Raw genomic sequence first — 18,724 nt, forward strand, 5'->3', positions numbered from 1 at the left:
AATTATTCTTCTTCATTCCTTCTATCTAACTACAGCCGGAAGCCGGCTTTTGACGAGGTGAAAATTATGTCCCAATTATTGAGAACACCGCTTTTCCCTCTTTATGAACAATATCCAAATGTACGCTGTATTGATTTTGGAGGCTGGGAGCTCCCGGTTTCCTTCAGCGGAATCCAGAAAGAACATGAGGCTGTTAGACAGCAGGCTGGATTGTTCGATGTATCCCATATGGGTGAATTTCGAGTAGAAGGCGAGAATGCAGCCGACTTCCTGCAAGGAATGCTGAGCAATGACATATCCCTGCTCGAAATTGGTCAGGCACAATACACACTTATGTGCTACCCAACCGGTGGTGTTGTGGACGATTTACTTGTCTACAAGCGCAGCGATCAGTTGTTCATGCTCGTTGTGAATGCATCCAATATTGATAAGGATTGGGCATGGCTGCAAGAGCATCTGCCGGAGAACGTACAGATGGTCAATGAATCGGATGCGACCGCTCTGCTCGCACTGCAAGGTCCAAAGGCTGAAGCTATATTATCCAAAGTAACCGATGTGAATCTTGCTGAGCTGGGGTCTTTCCGTTTTGTCGACGGTGCAGAAGTGAGCGGCAGCAGCGTTATTCTATCGCGCACGGGATATACCGGTGAGGATGGATTCGAAATTTATGTCAGTGCTGATGACGCACAGCAAGTATGGCTTGCACTTATGGCCGCAGGGGAAGATGAAGGGTTGCTTCCTATCGGGCTTGGTGCGAGAGATACACTTCGATTTGAAGCTAAGCTTCCGTTATATGGACAGGAGCTCTCAGCAACGATTACACCGCTTGAAGCCGGTCTCGGGATGTTCGTGAAGCTGGCAGCTGGTGACTTTATCGGTCGGGATGCACTGCTGAAGCAAAAAGAGGAAGGCCTGACCCGCAAGCTCGTCGGGATTGAGATTACAGACCGCGGTATTCCGCGATCTCATTATCCGGTCTTTGCAGACGAAGAACAAATCGGTGAGGTAACCACAGGTACCCAGTCACCTACCCTCAAACGCAATCTGGGTCTTGCACTGCTGGATATCCGGTTTACAGAACCAGGTACCACTGTTGAAGTCGAAATCCGGGGGAAACGCCTCCAGGCAGAAGTGATCAAAACCCCATTTTATAGAAGACCAAAACCTACAGCCCAAGCGGCAAAAGGAGCGAATTCGTAATGACAAATCGTTATCTTCCGATGACGGAACAAGATCAGGCGGAAATGCTGGCAGCAATCGGAGCTGAAACGATAGAGGATCTTTTCTCCGACATTCCTGAAGAAATCCGCTTTAAAGGCGAACTCCCTGTTTCATCTAAGCTGGACGAATATGCACTCACACGTCATATGTCCCGTCTTGCCGGACGCAATGTGAACGCAGATACACATCCAAGCTTTCTCGGTGCAGGTATCTATGACCATCATGTACCTTCTGTCATTAACCATGTCATTTCCCGCTCCGAATTCTATACCGCTTATACACCCTATCAGCCCGAGATCAGCCAAGGCGAGCTGCAGGCCATTTTTGAATTCCAATCCTATATCTGCGAGCTTACCGGAATGGCTGTAGCCAATGCCAGTATGTATGATGGTGCAACCGCTTTTGCAGAGGCCGGCAATCTGGCCGCAAGTGCGACTCGTCGTAAGAAGCTGGTCGTATCGAGTACCGTGCATCCGGAATCCCGTCAGGTGCTTGCCAGTTACGCACATGGTCTGAATCTTGAAATCGTAGAGATTGGCTATAAGAATGGTGTCACTGATATGGAAGCACTCGCAGCTGCAATCAGTGAGGATACAGCCGCAGTGATGATTCAAAGCCCGAACTTCTTCGGCAGTGTAGAAGATATTCAGGCGGCAGCTGATCTGATCCATCCCAATAAAGGACTTCTTATCGTCAGTGCGAATCCAATTTCACTCGGACTTCTGGAAGCTCCGGGTAAGCTTGGTGCAGATATCGTTGTTGGTGATGCTCAGCCGTTAGGAATTGCAGGCTCCTATGGCGGCCCTACTTGTGGATACTTTGCTGTATCCCAGGCCCACATGCGCAGAATTCCTGGACGAATTGTCGGTCAAACGACGGATCGTTATGGCAGACGAGGCTTTGTGCTTACTCTGCAGGCTCGTGAACAGCATATCCGCCGCGAAAAAGCGACCTCCAATATTTGTTCCAACCAGGCTCTGCTTGCACTAAGTGCATCGGTCTATATGTCGCTGCTCGGCAAACAAGGCATGCTTGATGTATCGGAGCTTAATTTGCAGAAGAGTCATTATGCCAAGCAGACATTAGCTTCTATTGAGGGGGTAAGCACTCCTTTCACTTCACCGACATTTAACGAATTTGTGATTAAGCTGCCGGACCATACGAGCATGGAAGATGTACAGAGCAAGCTGCTCGCTGCAGGATTTATCGGTGGATATGATTTGGGACGTGAATACCCGGAACTAAGCGGTCATATGCTGATTGCCGTTACAGAACGCCGGAGCAAAGAAGAAATCGATGAATTCAAAGCGGTATTGGAGGGATTGCTGTGAGTAAGATTGAAGCAGAGAAACCACAGGTTCAGAACGAGACAGCAGAACTGGATTTTGCAAGAACAGCTGGATCAGAGGCTCCTGAGCAGAAGCTGATTTTTGAACTGAGCAAACCAGGTCGCGTCGCATACTCCTTGCCCGAGCTTGATGTACCTCAGGTCAGTCAGGCTGAGCTCATTCCTTCTGGATTTTTGCGTAAGGAAGCAGCTGCATTGCCAGAAGTATATGAAGTGGATGTCGTTCGCCACTATACAAGCTTGTCCCGCCGTAACTTTGGTGTAGATAACGGCTTCTATCCGCTGGGTTCTTGTACGATGAAATACAATCCGAAGATAAACGAGGATGTCGCCCGTTATACCGGATTTGCCAAGATTCACCCTTATCAGCCGGAAGAAAGTGTACAGGGAGCACTTGAGCTGCTGTATCAGCTCCAATCCGACCTCGCAGGTCTTACTGGAATGGACGAAGTGACGCTTCAGCCGGCAGCCGGTGCGCATGGTGAGTGGACAGGACTGATGATGATTCGTGCTTATCATGAGAGCCGCGGTGAAGTTCGTACCAAGGTCATCGTACCTGACTCTTCCCATGGTACGAACCCGGCCAGTGCGACAGTGGCAGGCTTTGAGACGGTGACGATTCCTTCAACTGCTGAGGGACTGGTCGATCTGGATGAGCTGCGTGCAGCTGTAGGTAATGATACAGCCGCACTCATGCTGACGAACCCGAATACACTCGGTCTGTTCGAGAAACAAATTGTGGAAATTGCCAAGATCGTGCATGATGCCGGCGGTCTTCTGTATTACGATGGAGCTAACTCCAACGCGATTATGGGTATTGCTCGTCCCGGCGATATGGGCTTTGACGTGGTCCACTTGAATCTGCATAAAACGATGAGTACTCCTCATGGCGGCGGCGGTCCGGGTGCTGGTCCGGTCGGCGTGAAGAAGCTGCTCGTGCCGTTCCTTCCGAAACCACACGTGAAACGTACAGAAGAAGGAACATTCTACTTGGATCGTGAAGTAGGGCAATCCATCGGCCGTGTTAAAGCTTATTATGGTAACTTCGGCATTCTTGTCCGTGCGTATGCCTATATCCGTACCTATGGTCCGGTTGGACTGCGTCAAGTTTCCGAGTATGCAGTGCTTAATGCCAACTACATGATGAAACGTCTTGAGCCCTATTACGAAGTTCCATATCCTGGTGTATGTAAACATGAATTCGTTATGTCGGGCAAAGGCTTGAAGCAGTATGGTGTACGTACACTTGATGTGGCCAAACGCCTGCTAGATTTCGGCTATCATCCGCCAACGATCTACTTCCCACTGAACGTGGAAGAATGCATCATGATTGAACCGACAGAAACCGAAAGCAAAGAAACACTCGACGGCTTCATCGACACGATGATCCGCATTGCCAAGGAAGCCGAGGAGAATCCTGAGCTCGTGCTTAATGCTCCATACGGTACACCGGTGACTCGTTTGGATGAAACGACAGCTGCACGTAAGCCTGTCCTTAACTGCGCTTGCAGCTAATTCGATATGTAGTTAGCATCGGCTTGATATATTGGAACGTAAATTAAAATAAACAAGAGGTGTCCGAAGCGTCATATTGACTTAGGGGCACCTCTTTATTTTGTATAAAAAGAATTTAGCTTTAAGAAAGCTGCATCACAATTTTGGCAGCTTATGTACCGGCCACAATATCCGCCTCATGATTTTACGGATATAATAAGCCATTATCGTCGTGGTGCTCCATGAGCTGCGCTTATTCTGACTGTATTGATCGTTAATAATATAAGTCCGAGTGGAAGTAGGACTCATTAGTCCGAACCTCTCCCATTCTGCCGGATCATTTGAACCTTCAAGTTTTATAAGCATATTCTCAGTCTCGCGATTTACTTTAGCCGGAATTTGTTCATATGCTTCGGAGATTTGGGCATGAAACTCGTCAATCGGATTGCGGCTAGCAATGCTCTCTAGGTGGATGCCTTCTCGAATGTACGAAACGTATGACAGATGTTCAGCCCAAAACTGATCGATATAAAAAAGCCGAACTCGCTGTTCCGAAGGACTCATTGACTTCTCCCCTTTTAAAATTCGGAGCCGCTCCTCGAACAGAATTCGCCGCTGATCCTCCACCATATCCGAATATGAATTCAGTTCCTTTTGGATATCAAAGTTTTGCCCCATAATAACACGCTGGATATGTGTAATTTTGTTACGAAGCACAGGATCATCGAGAGCCTCATCCTGCTTTGGAACACGAATTGCTTTATCAATGCCGAACCGCAGCATCAACTCATCCTCCAAGCTTACGAAGAATACCGAACCTCCGGGGTCCCCTTGGCGGCCGGAACGTCCGCGCAGTTGGTCGTCGATCCGCACACTTTCGTGCACATGCGTACCAATCACGTACAATCCGCCTAGTTTAGCAACTTCTTCTGCTTGCGTGGGGTTACCCCCGCCGAGCCGAATATCGACGCCGCGTCCCGCCATATTCGTAGACACGGTCACCGCACCAATCTCTCCCGCTTTGGCGATAACATCAGCTTCCTCAGCGTCATTCTTCGCAATCAAAACATGACAAGGTACGTTTGCAGCAGCCAGCGCCTTCGCCAGCATGTCAGACTCCTCGACGCTTGACGTACCAATTAGAATTGGGCGTCCCTCCCTATGGACGGACGATATTTCATATACAAGTGCCTTAAGCTTGGCTTCTTTATGAGTATAAATTCGATGCGGCTGATCAATTCGAATGTTCGGACGGTTTGGCGGGATTTGTACAACCTGCAATGCATAAATATCTTCGAACTCCATGGCTGATGCATGCGCGGTAGCCGTCATTCCACAAATCTTAGGATAAAGGCTAAGGAAGTGTTGGAGAGTGATCGTCCCAAGAATTTTCCCGCCGCCTAAGAGTTCGAGCTCTTCTTTGGCCCCAAGCGCCGCTTGCAGCCCGTCCGGCAGATGCCGGTTCTCCGCCACGCGGCCGGTATATTCGTCGATCTGTTCAATTACACCGTCCCGGACGATGTAATCGACGTCTTTTACTAATAAATATTCTGCATGCAGCGCACAATTTAACGAAGATAAAATATGACTATTATGGCTCTCATATAAATTGCCGCATCCGAGCAGCTCTTCCGCTTTCGCAGCGCCTGCTTCATTCAAATATACATTCCGCTTGAACTCATCGAAGTCATAATGCTCATCTTGCTCGAGCTGCCTGGCTACTTCTGTGAAACGAGTAACGTCTCTACTTAAAAAATCCGATTCTCCGGCAATGACTAGCGGTACCCTTGCTTCATCGAGAAGAAGCGAATCCGCTTCGTCAACGATGACATAGTGGAAAGAACGGTGCACAGTATTCGCCTCATCCAGTGCGATTGTGTCCCGCAAATAGTCAAATCCTGCCTCTTTAGCCGTAACGTAGGTAATATCCTGTGCGTATGCTTCCCGTTTCTCGGAGAAGCTCATACCCGCTTGAACTGAGCTTACCGTTAACCCTAGAAGACGATAGATCGGTCCCATCCACACTGCATCCCGATTTGCCAAATAATCATTGAATGTCAGCACATGAACGCCTTTACCGGTTAATGCATTTAGATAAGCAGGCATAACAGCTGAAAGCGTCTTTCCTTCGCCGGTATGCTGCTCTATCAAATAGCCCTCATGCAGAGCGATTGCACCTATTATCTGGACATCGTAGGGCTGTAATCCAAGCGTTCTCTTCGCCGTCTCGCAGACTAGCGCATAAGCATCCACAAGCAGCTCGTCCAAAGGTATACCCAATTTTGCTTTCGTTCTCAACCTGAGTGATTCTACTTGAAGCTGCTGATCGTCCCATGTTTCCAAATTCCATTTCCTTATGAGTTCCACTTTATCCTGATAGCTTTTCAGCTTATTTTGGGTATCGCGGTTTTTGAATTCTCGCATCATCTTAATGGCTAAATTCATTGGGATTGGATCCTCCTCATAGGATTAGCTATTCTATCGATAAGTATAATCATGCCCGCTAAAAATAGCAATTTTTGGAATTTACGAACTCATATCTCCCACTCTTCGCGCAGCATTCCCATCCGGATGGAATCATAGTGCTTTCCATTATAGAATCTAACCTTACGGATACGGCCTTCAATCTGCATCCCCAGCTTCTCAGCGACCCGAATCATTCGGGTGTTCCCTGACCAAGTCGTTAGTCCCACTCTAGCAAGAGGCAAATGATTAAACAAATGATCGATCCATAAGCTTAAGGCTCTGGTTCCCACCAACTTGTTCCAGCTGTTCGGCTGATGCAGCACAATCCCCATCTCCAGCCAATTCTTCTGCTCATCCTCATAATAGTAGGAAACCAAGCCGCATATCTCTTCATGCGTCGTGATGACCCAGCGATGATCGCATGCAATCCAGCTATCCTGCATCTCAGCAAACTCTTCCCAGCTCTTTGTATGATGAGCAAAGTAAGGTGCATCCCACTGCTTCCACTCCGGATTCTCTTCCTTGTAGATCAGCTCCCATAAACGTGGCAAATCTCCCTGTTCTATCGGTCGGATCGTAATTTCCTTATCTTTGTACATGGAATCTCCTTTATTATCATGATATCTATGTATTTCACAATTTCTGTAACCACTCCATTTCATTCTATTTTAGAGACGGAGCAGGCACCAGGTATAGATTGATTTAAACCAAATAAGAGGATGCATGATAAACAGAGTGGATGGGATGGTGGTATAGGGGATATTAGATAAAAAAAACGGTATCCGCATGGAGCGAATACCGTGAAAGTGTTGGAAAAGATAAAGAATTAATTAGAAATCAATCTCATAATACCTGTAACTTAATGATCTATGAAATTGATTTAGAAAATAGAGATTTCAAAAATTTCCGAAAATCAAAAATTACTGTTCGATGCTTTGAACAAGCTCTACTACCTGTTCAGCCGTCTGCATATCCAGCGCTTTTGCAGCAAGCTCTTTCATGTCTGCTTGAGACAGCTTCGTCAGCTGGCTGCGTGCAGGCAGAATTGAAGTTGCGCTCATGCTGAATTCATCCAGGCCAAGACCCAGAAGCAGCGGAATTGCGGTAGCATCCCCTGCCATCTCTCCGCACATACCAACCCAACGGCCTTCGCGATGCGCTGCATCAATGACCATTTTAATCAAACGAAGAATGGATGGGTTATAAGGCTGGTACAGATAAGATACGCGTTCATTCATCCGGTCAGCGGCCATTGTGTACTGGATCAGATCGTTTGTACCGATGCTGAAGAAGTCCACTTCCTTGGCAAATTGATCAGCAAGCACCGCAGTTGAAGGAATTTCAACCATGATTCCAAGCTGAATGCTGTCGGATACTTGAGTACCTTCAGCTACAAGCTTTTCCTTCTCTTCGAGAAGAATCGCTTTTGCTTCACGGAATTCTCCAAGCGTAGCAATCATCGGGAACATAATACGCAGGTTGCCATGTACACTCGCACGAAGCAAGGCACGAAGCTGTGTACGGAAAATGTCTTGACGATCCAGGCATAGACGAACCGCACGGAAGCCCAGGAACGGATTCATTTCTTTTGGAAGATCAAGGTAAGGAAGCTCCTTGTCTCCACCAATGTCGAGCGTACGAACGACAACGGGTTTTCCTTCCATTTTCTCAAGAACGGTTTTGTAGGCGTTGTACTGCACATCTTCAGATGGCAGCTTGTCGCGTCCCATGTACAGGAATTCTGTACGATAGAGACCTACGCCCTCTCCGCCGTTCTCAAGCACTCCCGCCACATCATTAGGAGTACCAATGTTTGCAGCAAGCTCAACATGCACGCCGTCTACCGTAACTGTAGGCTCGTCGCGCAGTTTTCTCCATTCCGCAACTTGTGCAGCATAAGCAGCCTGCTTGGATTTGTATTCTTCCACAACGGAATCCTCAGGATTAATCAGTACATGTCCGTCCAAGCCGTCAACGATGATTAGATCACCATTCTTCGCTTGAGTCAGTACTTCCTTCGTTCCTACGACTGCAGGAATCTCAAGAGATCTGGCCATAATTGCGGAGTGAGAAGTACGACCACCGATATTGGTAGCAAAGCCAAGCACGTATTTACGGTTCAGTTGTGCTGTATCGGATGGAGTCAAATCCTCAGCAAGTACGATCACTTCTTCACTGATCTCTGCCGGATTGACCACTTGTAATCCAAGCAAGTGACCAAGCACACGTTTTGTAACGTCGCGCATGTCAGCTGCACGTTCTTGAAGATATGCACTCTTCATATTTTCAAACATTTGAATGAATGTAGCAGCTGTCTCTTCAAGAGCGAATTCAGCGTTTACTTTTTCATCCGAAATTTTCGATTTAACAGGATCAATAAGTTCTGGGTCATTCAATATCAGCAAGTGAGATTCAAAAATTTCTGCTTTTTTCTCACCCAATTCTTGCAAGGTACGTGCTTTGATTGCCTGGAGCTCGGCTTCGGATTTCTCCAAAGCCGCTTCCAGTTTAGCAATCTCCGCATCAACGTCGGTGATCGAGCGTTTTTCTACAGAGTAATCAGGGTGCTCCAAGATAAACGCCCGGGCAATGGCAATACCCGCCGAGGCAGCAATCCCGGAAACATTAGGCATGAACTTCGCCCAGCCCTTCGTTAACCATCACGTCTGTCAGGGCTTGAATCGCTTGTGCTTCTCCTTCGCCTTCAACGATGATGCTGATTGTGTCGCCTTTTTCAAGACCAAGGGAGAGAACACCCAGAATGGATTTCAATGTTACTTTTTTGCCTTTCGCTTCTGCAAAAGACTCAGCACCTTTAAATTTATTAGCTGTGTTTACAAGTGCTGTTGCAGGGCGTGCATGGATTCCATCTTCGTCAGTAATTCTGAATGTTTGTTGCATAGTTTTCATCCCACTTTCGTCATTTTTTTAGTTGGTTGTGATTACGTCATATACGTATATTACCTGTTACACAGGAGTATCGAACCACAATAGACTGATTTTTCACATCGAATCATGCAGCTGGTAAATGAGTGCAAGATCTAGCCAAACCTTAAGTTTGAACTAGACCTTGCATGAGCTCTTTTACGGCGCTATACATTCAAACGTAAAAATCTCGTCTTATTTGATTGTTATAATTCCCTCTTCGCCTGCTTTCAGTACACCGGATTTATTCAGTGTAACTGTGGATCCTTCCGGCAGGTTAGAGAAAATAATTGGTGAAATAATGGAAGGAGCATGCTCCTTAACATAATTCACGTCAACTTCCATGATCGGTTGACCTGCAGAGACAAGATCTCCCTCAGCAACCAGAACATTAAAGCCTTGGCCTTTCAGCTTCACCGTGTTAACTCCAATGTGAACAAGTACTTCCTTGCCGCCGTCAGACATGATGCCGACCGCATGCTTGCTTGGGAATACATTGAACACTTTACCGTTCACTGGTGATACAATCGTTCCATCATGCGGCAGAATCGCGAATCCATCACCTGTCATTTTCTCCGAAAATACAGGGTCTGGAACTGTCGTAATATCGAGAAGCTCACCGTTGACCGGCATCACGATCTGCTCGTTGATGATCGCTTCACCTGCTTCACCTTGTGCCTGCTCTTCTTCAGGTTTAGGCTCTTCAGCTGCTGGAGCTGGTGCCGGTGTACGCCCCTCCATGATGTCCTTCATTTGGGACTTGATCGTATCGGAACGTGTCCCGAAGATCGCCTGTACGTTGTTACCAACTTCCAATACTCCAGAAGCACCAAGGTCTTTCAAACGCCCTTTATTGACGTTGCCTTTATCTTTAACCTCGATACGAAGTCTTGTGATACATGCATCCAAATGCTTGATGTTATCTGAACCACCAAAGGCTTTTAGAATTTGATGCGGGAGCTCGTCCTTCGATCCTGTATTGTTCGATCCCGTCTCTACTACTTTGTCCTCGCGTCCCGGTGTTTTCAGATTGAATTTCTGAATGACGAAACGGAAACCGAAGTAGTAGATTACCGCAAATACAAGACCTACGACAATAACCAGCCACCAAGGCGTACGGTTTGGCAATACGCCGAACAGCATGAAGTCAATGAATCCGCCGGAGAAGGTCATCCCGATCTTAACGCCGAGAATGTGCATCACCATAAAGGACAAACCTGCAAACACAGCATGAACTGCGAACAAGATTGGTGCTACGAACAGGAATGAGAACTCAAGCGGCTCTGTAATACCTGTCAGGAAGGCTGTCAGTGCACCGGAAACCATCAGGGAACCGACAACTTTCTTGTTCTCTGGCTTCGCTGTGTGGTAGATCGCAAGTGCTGCAGCCGGAAGACCGAACATCATGAACGGATATTTACCTGTCGTAAATGTACCTGCTGTAAATTCTACACCATCACGAAGCTGAGCCATGAATATCTTCTGGTCACCACGAACGAGTTCTCCAGCCTTGTTTACATATTCACCAAACTCAAACCAGAATGGAGAGTAGAAGATGTGATGTAAACCAAACGGAATGAGCGAGCGTTCGATCACACCGAAAATAAAGGCAGCCAGTGTTTTGTTCGTATCAATCATACTTGTAGAAATAAAGTTCATCGCATTTTGAATTGGCGGCCAGATCAATGTTAGAGCCAAACCAATCAGTAGCGCCATCACTGCAGTGATAATTGGAACAAAACGTTTACCTGCAAAGAAGCCAAGGTAGGACGGAAGCTCGATTTTGAAAAACCGATTGTACATCGAGGCAGCCAAGACCCCGATTATGATACCACCGAACACGCCTGTCTGCAAAGTCGGGATACCGAGTACGCTTGCGTAAGCAAAGTCCCCTTGAGTAAGTACGTAATCATTTACACCCATTACGGTGCCCATTGTTACGTTCATAACAAGGTAACCGATAATCGCAGCGAGACCCGCAACGCCGTCTCCACCGGCAAGACCAATTGCTACGCCGACCGCGAACAGCAAGGACAGGTTATCAAAGACAATTTGTCCCGAGTTCATCATGACATTAGCAATGACTTGAATCCAGTGCGCTTCTAGAAAAGGCACATACTGCAGGAAGTCCGGGTTGACCAGAAGGTTCCCGATCCCGAGCAGAAGTCCTGCCGCCGGCAAGATCGCAACCGGAAGCATGACTGCTTTACCGACACGCTGCAACACGCCGAAAAGCTTTTTGAACATGTGTTTCACTCCTTCAAGGATATATGTGTTAGTTGATTTCGAGGAACGCAAAAAAGGCATGAGCGTATAGAGCATGTGTACAACAACCTGTGGGTTATAATGCCCAATAGTGGTCATTGCCAATCATACTTTAATCAACTCATGCCTGATCGAATCAGTAACACGTCAAAAATATTAAGCTGTTAATTGCTACGGTCAACATCATAGCACCAGAAAAAAAAGATTGCAAGCCTTTTCAATCAAAAAATTATTTTAATTTTGAAATAATTTAATAACCACAAGATGTAGATGCAAACTACAATAAGACTCAACATATTGAATAGAAATTTATTCGTTACGCTCCTTTTTTTGGGAAAGACGCTGTAAATGCATCGTCAAATAACTCACCTCGGCGGAGTACACAGGAAGATTAATTCTTCTCTCCATAATCTTCGTCAGCTTCCAAGCAAGCGAATACATCTCCGGATATTCTTGATTAAGCAGTGAATCCAATTTGTAAATCTCGGCTACTTCTTCACCGCGTCGAACCCTTTCGATTGCAAATCTAAGATGGGTCACAAGCCTGGAATAATCCAGAGAATCACGAGGGATACGGTAATCGAGCTGCTCCTCAACCAGAGCCACCAGGTCTGCTATGAGCTTGGAATGCTCTTGCACCTGTGAAATATTCTGATTCGTCATGGCACTATAAATGTGAAGGGCTACAAATCCAATCTCTTCTTTGCCAAGATCCACTCCCAGACGCTTCTCGATCAGCTCGATGGCATACTCCGCAAATTCATACTCCATGGGATACATATCTTTTGTCTCGTACAAAAAAGGATTATGCAATACGATGCCTTGCTCTTTGCGCTTCATAGCAAAGGCAATATGATCGGTCAAGGCAATATGAATATGCTCGTTGAGAGGAACGTTGCTCTTGCTCGTTATATTTAAAATAATATCGTTAATCGTTTCTATTAACTTCTCACTAACACGAGGAACCAGCTGCTTGTATTGCTCCTGCTCCTCCTGCCTAGTTAATATAAACATTTTTTCTACTGCCTGCAGAGGAATTTGATCACCTGATTTGCGATTGAATCCAATCCCTTTGCTGATGATGACTACTTCTTCGTGTTCAGGGTGGGTCGCGATAATCACATTGTTATTCAACACTTTAGCTACCTTCAGGTTCACTTTTGCACCTCTTTTAGCCCCATAATTCGTAATTTTGGCGTGTCGCATCTAAATAAGATACACCACGCTTAAGTTAACAAATTATGAGGCTAAGGTCAATATTTAACCGTTGGAAGTACTAGGCCTAGATAGTTTCTTTGGTAGCAACCACTTCAGCTGGAATCTTCAAATGGTCTATTGCTGCTGGCTCCGAAGGAGCGGTTGGAATTGCCTCTTTGGTAAATCCTTGGATGAGCTGCTCAACATCGATACCTGACACGCTCTTCAGCATTTCAGGAGCTGTTGACATGAGCTCGGTCACGTAATTGCTGACTCTTGCAGCCCCTTCTCCTTTGCCTGTATCAACAACGGTAAGCTTGTCGATGGAGGAGATTGGCTGTGCGATACGCTCAGCAAGCTCAGGCAGCATTTTTACAATGATATCGAGCACAGCCGCTTCGCCGAACTTCTGGAAAGCCTCTGCCAGTTTTTCCTTCGCTTCCGCTTCGGCAAAACCCTTCAGACGGATCACCTCTGCATCTGCTGTACCTTTTGCACGCTCGGCATCCGCGACAGCCTGACCCTCAAGACGCTTCTGCTCAGCTGTAGCCTTTGCTTGTGTTTCAATGGAGTATTGCACAGCATCTGCTTCGCGCATTCTTTTGGCCTTGTCGGCTTCTGCCGCCTGCTCTACCGCATAACGATCTGCCTCGGCCTTCTTCTTCACTTCTGCATCATATTGCTTCTCACGCACCGTAATTTCCTTTTCCTGAAGATCAATTTCACGCTCTTTACGTACGAGCTCTACCTTCATTTGCTCCTCGACCATCGTCTGTCTCGCACGGGCTTCTTGAATGTGGTAAGCCTGATCCGCTTCTGCTTTTGCCGTATCTTGATCTTTCTTAAAGGACGCGACCTTCAACTCTTTTTCTTTGGCTGCTTCTGCGATATTTGTATCCCGGAGTAGTTCCGCTTTCTGCCCTTGTTCTTCTGCATTCGCTTTTTGGATTCTCGCATCTCGTACGGCTTCCGCCTCCGCAATCTCTGCATCCCGTTTCACCATGGCAATTCGGGGCTTACCGAGCGCATCAAGATATCCGTGCTTGTCGCGAACATCTTTAATTGTAAAAGATACGATGGTCAAGCCCATCTTCTTCAAATCTCTTGCCGCCACGCCCTGAACCTCTTGAGCAAATCGATCCCGGTTACGGTACACTTCTTCTACCGTCATTGAGCCGAGAATCGCACGCAGATGACCTTCGAGCACTTCCTGAGCTTCGCTTTTCAAAGCTTCAATTGGTTTACCAATAAATTGTTCTGCCGCTGTAGCCACATCTTCAATCGAACTGCCGACCTTGATGATGGCTACTCCATCTGCAATAACCGGTACTCCCTGCTCGGTATATACTTCAGGTGTTGTTACATCGAGCTTATGGGATAATAGTGATATGAACTCCGACTGCTGGAATACCGGCCATATAAAAGTACCTCCGCCGCGAACAATCTTTATTTCCCGTCCTGATTCATCACTAGATATATTCTTCCTTCCAAGAAAGGAGCCGGTAACAATCATTGCTTCGTCTGGACCTACGGTCTTGTATCTCGCCCAGAAGGCGATACCGAGGATTAAAATTACAATCACTACAATTGCGGGAATAAGTAAAGATTCTTGCATGAAATCTGGCATTCTCATCTCTCCTCTAAGTTTAATATATCTTTGCTACAAACTGTCTAACTCCGCTACACGCAGTACGCCATCCGCAACCTCCACAACTACGACCCTGGTACCTGCCGTAATCGGTTTGGCTTCAAAGCTGGAAGCGGTATGAAGGGTATTTCCACTTACGAGCTTAATCATCACTTCACCATAACCCTTCTCTGGAACGGGAACAGTGATCTCGCCAATCTTTCCAGCAAGCTCTCGCATGGAAAAACCGGTCGACACTTCGCTGTTTCGTGCAGGCCTTATGTAAGCAAAAAACACAGTCAACGCCCCAAGTACGCCGAACAACAGGGATAGCAGCACATGACCGGCTGTGTCTAGCTCGGTATACTTCATCAGCAGAATACCCGCTCCCCCAAAGGTGGTGATCGCACTCGCGATGACTGTGGAATTCAAAAATTCAACACCTGCCAGCTCAAATGAACCTTCCAGCAAACCATCAAACAAATCTCCGAATAAGACGCTAACAAGTGCAAATATTGCGCCCCCGATCAGGCAAGCCCAGTATAACGTCTCCATATTTCACCTCCCTCAGATCTTGGATGCACATGTCAATATATACGTATGGATTAGGTAAATGTTTCAAAATTATGAAGAGGGAGCTAATTGAGGCAGGGATAAGGAAAGTGGGCATAGGTTTAATTGCTGCGGTTGACGGATTGTTCTTCAGATCGCAAATTGCCTTTGAATTCTCTCGATCTTATCAAACATTCAACGGTTAGAAGTCCAAAGACAAAAAGCGAACGCTTCGCTTCTTCTGTAACAATTCCGTCCTCCTTCACTTGCCCATACTCTCTTCAAATATCTCGACCCAGCTCAATTACCTCCCTGGAGGGGAGGGTAAAGCGGCAGGAGTGGCATGGGATCAATAGCTGCGGTTGACGGATTGTTTCTCAGATCGCAAATTGCCTTTGGATTTTCTTGATCTTATCAAACATTCAACGGTTAGAAATCCAAAGACAAAAAGCGAACGCTTCGCTTCTTCTGTAACAATTCCATCCTCCTTCGCTTGCCCATGCTCTCTCGAAATATCTAGACCCGCTCAATTACCTCACTGGATGGGAGGGTAAAGCGGAAGGAGTGGGCATGGGATCAATAGCTGCGGTTGACGGATTGTTCCTCAGAACATTTTCTTATTGCATGCCAAACAGCCCTTTGCATATTAAACAAGTGCAAAGGGCTGTTTGTTATGTTTTTTTTACAAGGATGCTTTATAAATTTCTACTACATCCTCGCGCTGCAATTTATTGAAGTTACCAAACGGTCCAAAGCGCATCGCTTTATCCGCCATCACATCAATTTGACTCGCGTCAATATCATAGTCTGCCAAACGGTTTGGTGCGCCGATGCTTGTCCAGAATGAGCTCAGTGCATCGATTCCCTCGAGTGCAATCTGCTCATCGCTCTTGCCTTCCGGATTCACATCAAACACATTAATCGCAAGACGCTTAAATCGGGATACATCGACATGCAGGTTATGCTTCATCCAGTTCGGGAACAGAATCGCAAGCCCTCCGCCATGCGGAATGTCATAAACGGCAGACACGGCGTGCTCGATATTGTGCGTAGCCCAGTCGCCTGCAAGACCCATGCTCAGTATATTGTTCAGCGCCATCGTACCGCAGTACAGAATGGTTTCACGCAGCTCATAATTCTCCAGATCGTTAATCAGCTTAGGAGCTGCCTCGATCACCGTACGCAGGATCGTTTCACAGAAGCCCAATTGTACCGGAGTATTCGTATCCAGATGGAAGTAATGCTCCAATGTATGAGACATCATATCTACCATGCCATACACGGTTTGATCTTGAGGTACGGAGAAGGTATGCACCGGATCCAGAATTGAAAAGGCAGGGAATACTAGCGGACTTCCCCAGCCCAGCTTCTCCTGCGTTTCTTGATTCGTAATAACCGAGCCGCTGTTCATCTCTGAACCCGTTGCGGCCATCGTCAGTACTGTAGCCAGCGGCAATGCGGCTTCCGGCTTCGCCTTACGCTCTGCAAAGTCCCACATGCTTCCATCGTATTTAGCACCGACGGCAATCGCTTTGGCACAGTCAATTACACTACCTCCGCCAACAGCCAGAATCAGATCAATATCGTGTTCTTTGCAAAGGTCTGCTCCTGTATGTACTGTCGACAGGCGAGGATTCGGCTCAACGCCGGCCAGTTCATGAACCTCAGCTCCGATTTCAGACAACAGCTGAATGACTTGGTCATAAAGACCATTACGTTTTATACTGCCACCGCCGTAAACAAGCAGCACCTTGTTCCCGTATTTAGGGACTTCGGTTTTTAGTGCTGCAAGCTGACCTTTACCAAAGATCAGGCGTGTAGGATTATGAAATTGAAAAGCTCTCATTGTAAGATTCGCCTCCAAGCATACATTTTGATAGTGATACACTTCTTATTATAGGATCATTTGTTTCCAAAAAACAAACTTCCGCATCGTTCCTTAGGAAAAAGCAAAGCCCATCCCTAACAAGGGACAGGCTTGCATTGCAACTAAAGATGAGGCTTCTATTCCGTTATTCCGTATAACCTAGATGCTGTACAAAGCGACGGAATGCTTTTTTACCAGCTTCATCTCGTTTGTATACACCGGCGTGCTCGAGAATTTGAGCAAATTTATTGCCTGCTTCTTCCTGTACTCGGGCCACAGCCGCTTCCTTAGACAGAGCAGCACCGTACTTCTCAATCAGAGCGTGGATCCATTCTGTATGCTTGTGAAGATCAGACGCTTCATCGCCGACAGCTGATTTCAGAAGCTCATCATCACCAGTCAATATATCCGCGATAAGATCCAATTCTTCTTTTAGTCGTCCAGGCAGAATCGCGAGGCCCATGACTTCGATCAGACCGATATTTTCTTTCTTCAGATGGTGCATTTCACGATGGGGATGGAAGATTCCCTCCGGATACTCTTCACTTGTACGGTTATTGCGGAGAACGAGATCCATCTCATATCCCCCGTCTGCCGCACGCCGCACAATCGGTGTTACCGTATTGTGAGGTACCTTCTGACCATCCTGCTCCGTATGTGACAGAATATCTACCTCTGGATCACTGTACACCTTCCATGCCTCATAAATATCATTTGCCGCTTCAAGCAAGACCGCTTGATCCTGGGAAGAGAGTCTCAGCACAGACATCGGCCATTTTACAAGACTCAGTGAAACGCCTGGAGCCGCATCATTATGGAACACAGCCTCCTGCACTGCATTTTGAATCGCAAATGTATGTCTTCCACCCTGGAAATGATCATGCGTCAATATGCTTCCGCCCACGATGGGAAGATCCGCGTTAGAACCGATGAAATAATGTGGGTATTGATCCACAAATCCAAGCAGGCGGCGCAGCGTATCCTTCGTCAGCTTCATTGGTACATGGTCATGATGGAACACGATACAGTGCTCGTTATAGTAAACATAAGGAGAGTATTGGAACAGCCACTTCTCATCATTCAGCGTAAGCGGAATGGTTCTCAGGTTCTGACGAGCAGGATGATTAATCCGGCCTCTGTAGCCTACATTCTCACGGCAGAGCTGACACTTAGGATATACAGGCGGCGGAAGCAGCTTAGCCATCGCAATTTCTTTTGGACTTTTTTCCGGCTTGGACAGATTAATCGTAATCTCGATCTCTCCATATTCCGTAGGCTGCTTCCAATACACATTCTTCGAGATGCGATCCATGCGAATATAGTTGGAATCGATGGACAGTTCATAGAACCGGCTCGTTGCGGCCTCTATTCCCTTCTCTGCCTGAATCTCACGGAACTCCCGAATCACTTCAGAAGGACGAGCCATCACCAGTCCCATGATCTTCGCATCCAGCAAGTCCCTGTACGTATCCGTATTCTCCGGAATGAGTCCGATCTCATAACCGTAATCGATCAGCACATCAATCAGCGGCTGTGGTCCAGACAGCTCAGATTCATCCATCGTGCCTGCATAAGGCTCGTCAAGATCAAACAAACTCAGCAGCTGGTTACGGCTATAATCATAATCTGCATCCTCGATCAGATGACGTCTTGCTGCAAACAATACCAAACGTTCTATGGCATGAAGCGCTTCTTGTGCAGCGGATGACTGCTTATTCTGTTTCTCTCCTGCATTTGTATTCACGTTCATCTCTGCCATTTG

13 protein-coding genes are annotated in these 18,724 nt (G+C 46.8%); 3 read left to right on the top strand and 10 right to left on the bottom strand.

The window, feature by feature from the left end; all coding sequences use genetic code 11:
* The first annotated feature begins 66 nt into the window (after positions 1-66).
* Genes gcvT through gcvPB form a run of 3 tightly spaced genes read left to right on the top strand, consistent with a single transcriptional unit; the run spans position 67 to position 4,084 of the window.
* Entirely contained in the window at positions 67-1,200 is a 1,134-nt protein-coding gene (gene gcvT / locus TCA2_RS19385; protein ID WP_047913268.1) for a glycine cleavage system aminomethyltransferase GcvT, read from the top strand.
* Entirely contained in the window at positions 1,200-2,552 is a 1,353-nt protein-coding gene (gene gcvPA, locus TCA2_RS19390; RefSeq protein ID WP_047913269.1) for an aminomethyl-transferring glycine dehydrogenase subunit GcvPA, read from the top strand. The genes gcvT and gcvPA overlap by 1 nt, the downstream gene beginning before the upstream one ends.
* A 47-nt stretch (positions 2,553-2,599) precedes the next feature.
* Positions 2,600-4,084, top strand: coding sequence for an aminomethyl-transferring glycine dehydrogenase subunit GcvPB (gene gcvPB / locus TCA2_RS19395; RefSeq protein WP_047913349.1), 1,485 nt, complete (start codon positions 2,600-2,602; stop codon positions 4,082-4,084).
* Between the two features lie 135 nt (positions 4,085-4,219).
* Here gcvPB and TCA2_RS19400 read toward each other — a convergent pair whose 3' ends face one another.
* From TCA2_RS19400 to TCA2_RS19445, 10 genes are all read right to left on the bottom strand, one after another.
* Positions 4,220-6,508: a DEAD/DEAH box helicase gene (locus TCA2_RS19400; protein ID WP_047913270.1), complete on the bottom strand. Its 2,289-nt coding sequence runs from the start codon at positions 6,506-6,508 to the stop codon at positions 4,220-4,222.
* Positions 6,509-6,597: 89 nt separating this feature from the next.
* On the bottom strand, positions 6,598-7,128 hold the full coding sequence (locus TCA2_RS19405) for a GNAT family N-acetyltransferase (protein WP_047913271.1): 531 nt from the start codon (positions 7,126-7,128) through the stop codon (positions 6,598-6,600).
* 321 nt (positions 7,129-7,449) lie between these two features.
* A complete protein-coding gene (gene ptsP / locus TCA2_RS19410) occupies positions 7,450-9,162 on the bottom strand; it encodes a phosphoenolpyruvate--protein phosphotransferase (protein WP_047913272.1) in 1,713 nt (570 codons plus the stop codon).
* Entirely contained in the window at positions 9,155-9,430 is a 276-nt protein-coding gene (locus TCA2_RS19415; RefSeq protein WP_047913273.1) for an HPr family phosphocarrier protein, read from the bottom strand. Before TCA2_RS19415 ends, ptsP begins: the two co-directional genes overlap by 8 nt.
* A 219-nt stretch (positions 9,431-9,649) precedes the next feature.
* Complete coding sequence (gene ptsG / locus TCA2_RS19420; protein WP_047913274.1) at positions 9,650-11,701, bottom strand: glucose-specific PTS transporter subunit IIBC; 2,052 nt, start codon at positions 11,699-11,701, stop codon at positions 9,650-9,652.
* 327 nt (positions 11,702-12,028) lie between these two features.
* The gene (gene glcT, locus TCA2_RS19425; RefSeq protein WP_047913275.1) at positions 12,029-12,925 is read right to left on the bottom strand and encodes a glucose PTS transporter transcription antiterminator GlcT; all 897 of its coding nucleotides are present in this window, start codon (positions 12,923-12,925) and stop codon (positions 12,029-12,031) included.
* A gap of 76 nt (positions 12,926-13,001) precedes the next feature.
* Positions 13,002-14,531, bottom strand: a complete 1,530-nt coding sequence (locus tag TCA2_RS19430) for a flotillin family protein (protein WP_047913350.1) — start codon at positions 14,529-14,531, stop codon at positions 13,002-13,004.
* A gap of 45 nt (positions 14,532-14,576) precedes the next feature.
* A complete protein-coding gene (locus TCA2_RS19435; protein ID WP_047913276.1) occupies positions 14,577-15,098 on the bottom strand; it encodes an NfeD family protein in 522 nt (173 codons plus the stop codon).
* A gap of 679 nt (positions 15,099-15,777) precedes the next feature.
* Positions 15,778-16,941: an iron-containing alcohol dehydrogenase gene (locus tag TCA2_RS19440; RefSeq protein WP_047913277.1), complete on the bottom strand. Its 1,164-nt coding sequence runs from the start codon at positions 16,939-16,941 to the stop codon at positions 15,778-15,780.
* Positions 16,942-17,107: 166 nt separating this feature from the next.
* Positions 17,108-18,712, bottom strand: coding sequence for a UDP-glucose--hexose-1-phosphate uridylyltransferase (locus TCA2_RS19445; protein WP_047913351.1), 1,605 nt, complete (start codon positions 18,710-18,712; stop codon positions 17,108-17,110).
* Between the last annotated feature and the right edge of the window lie 12 nt (positions 18,713-18,724).

Origin of the sequence: Paenibacillus sp. TCA20, from assembly GCF_000732325.1 — a bacterium.
In the GTDB taxonomy this organism is placed as follows: domain Bacteria; phylum Bacillota; class Bacilli; order Paenibacillales; family Paenibacillaceae; genus Paenibacillus; species Paenibacillus urinalis.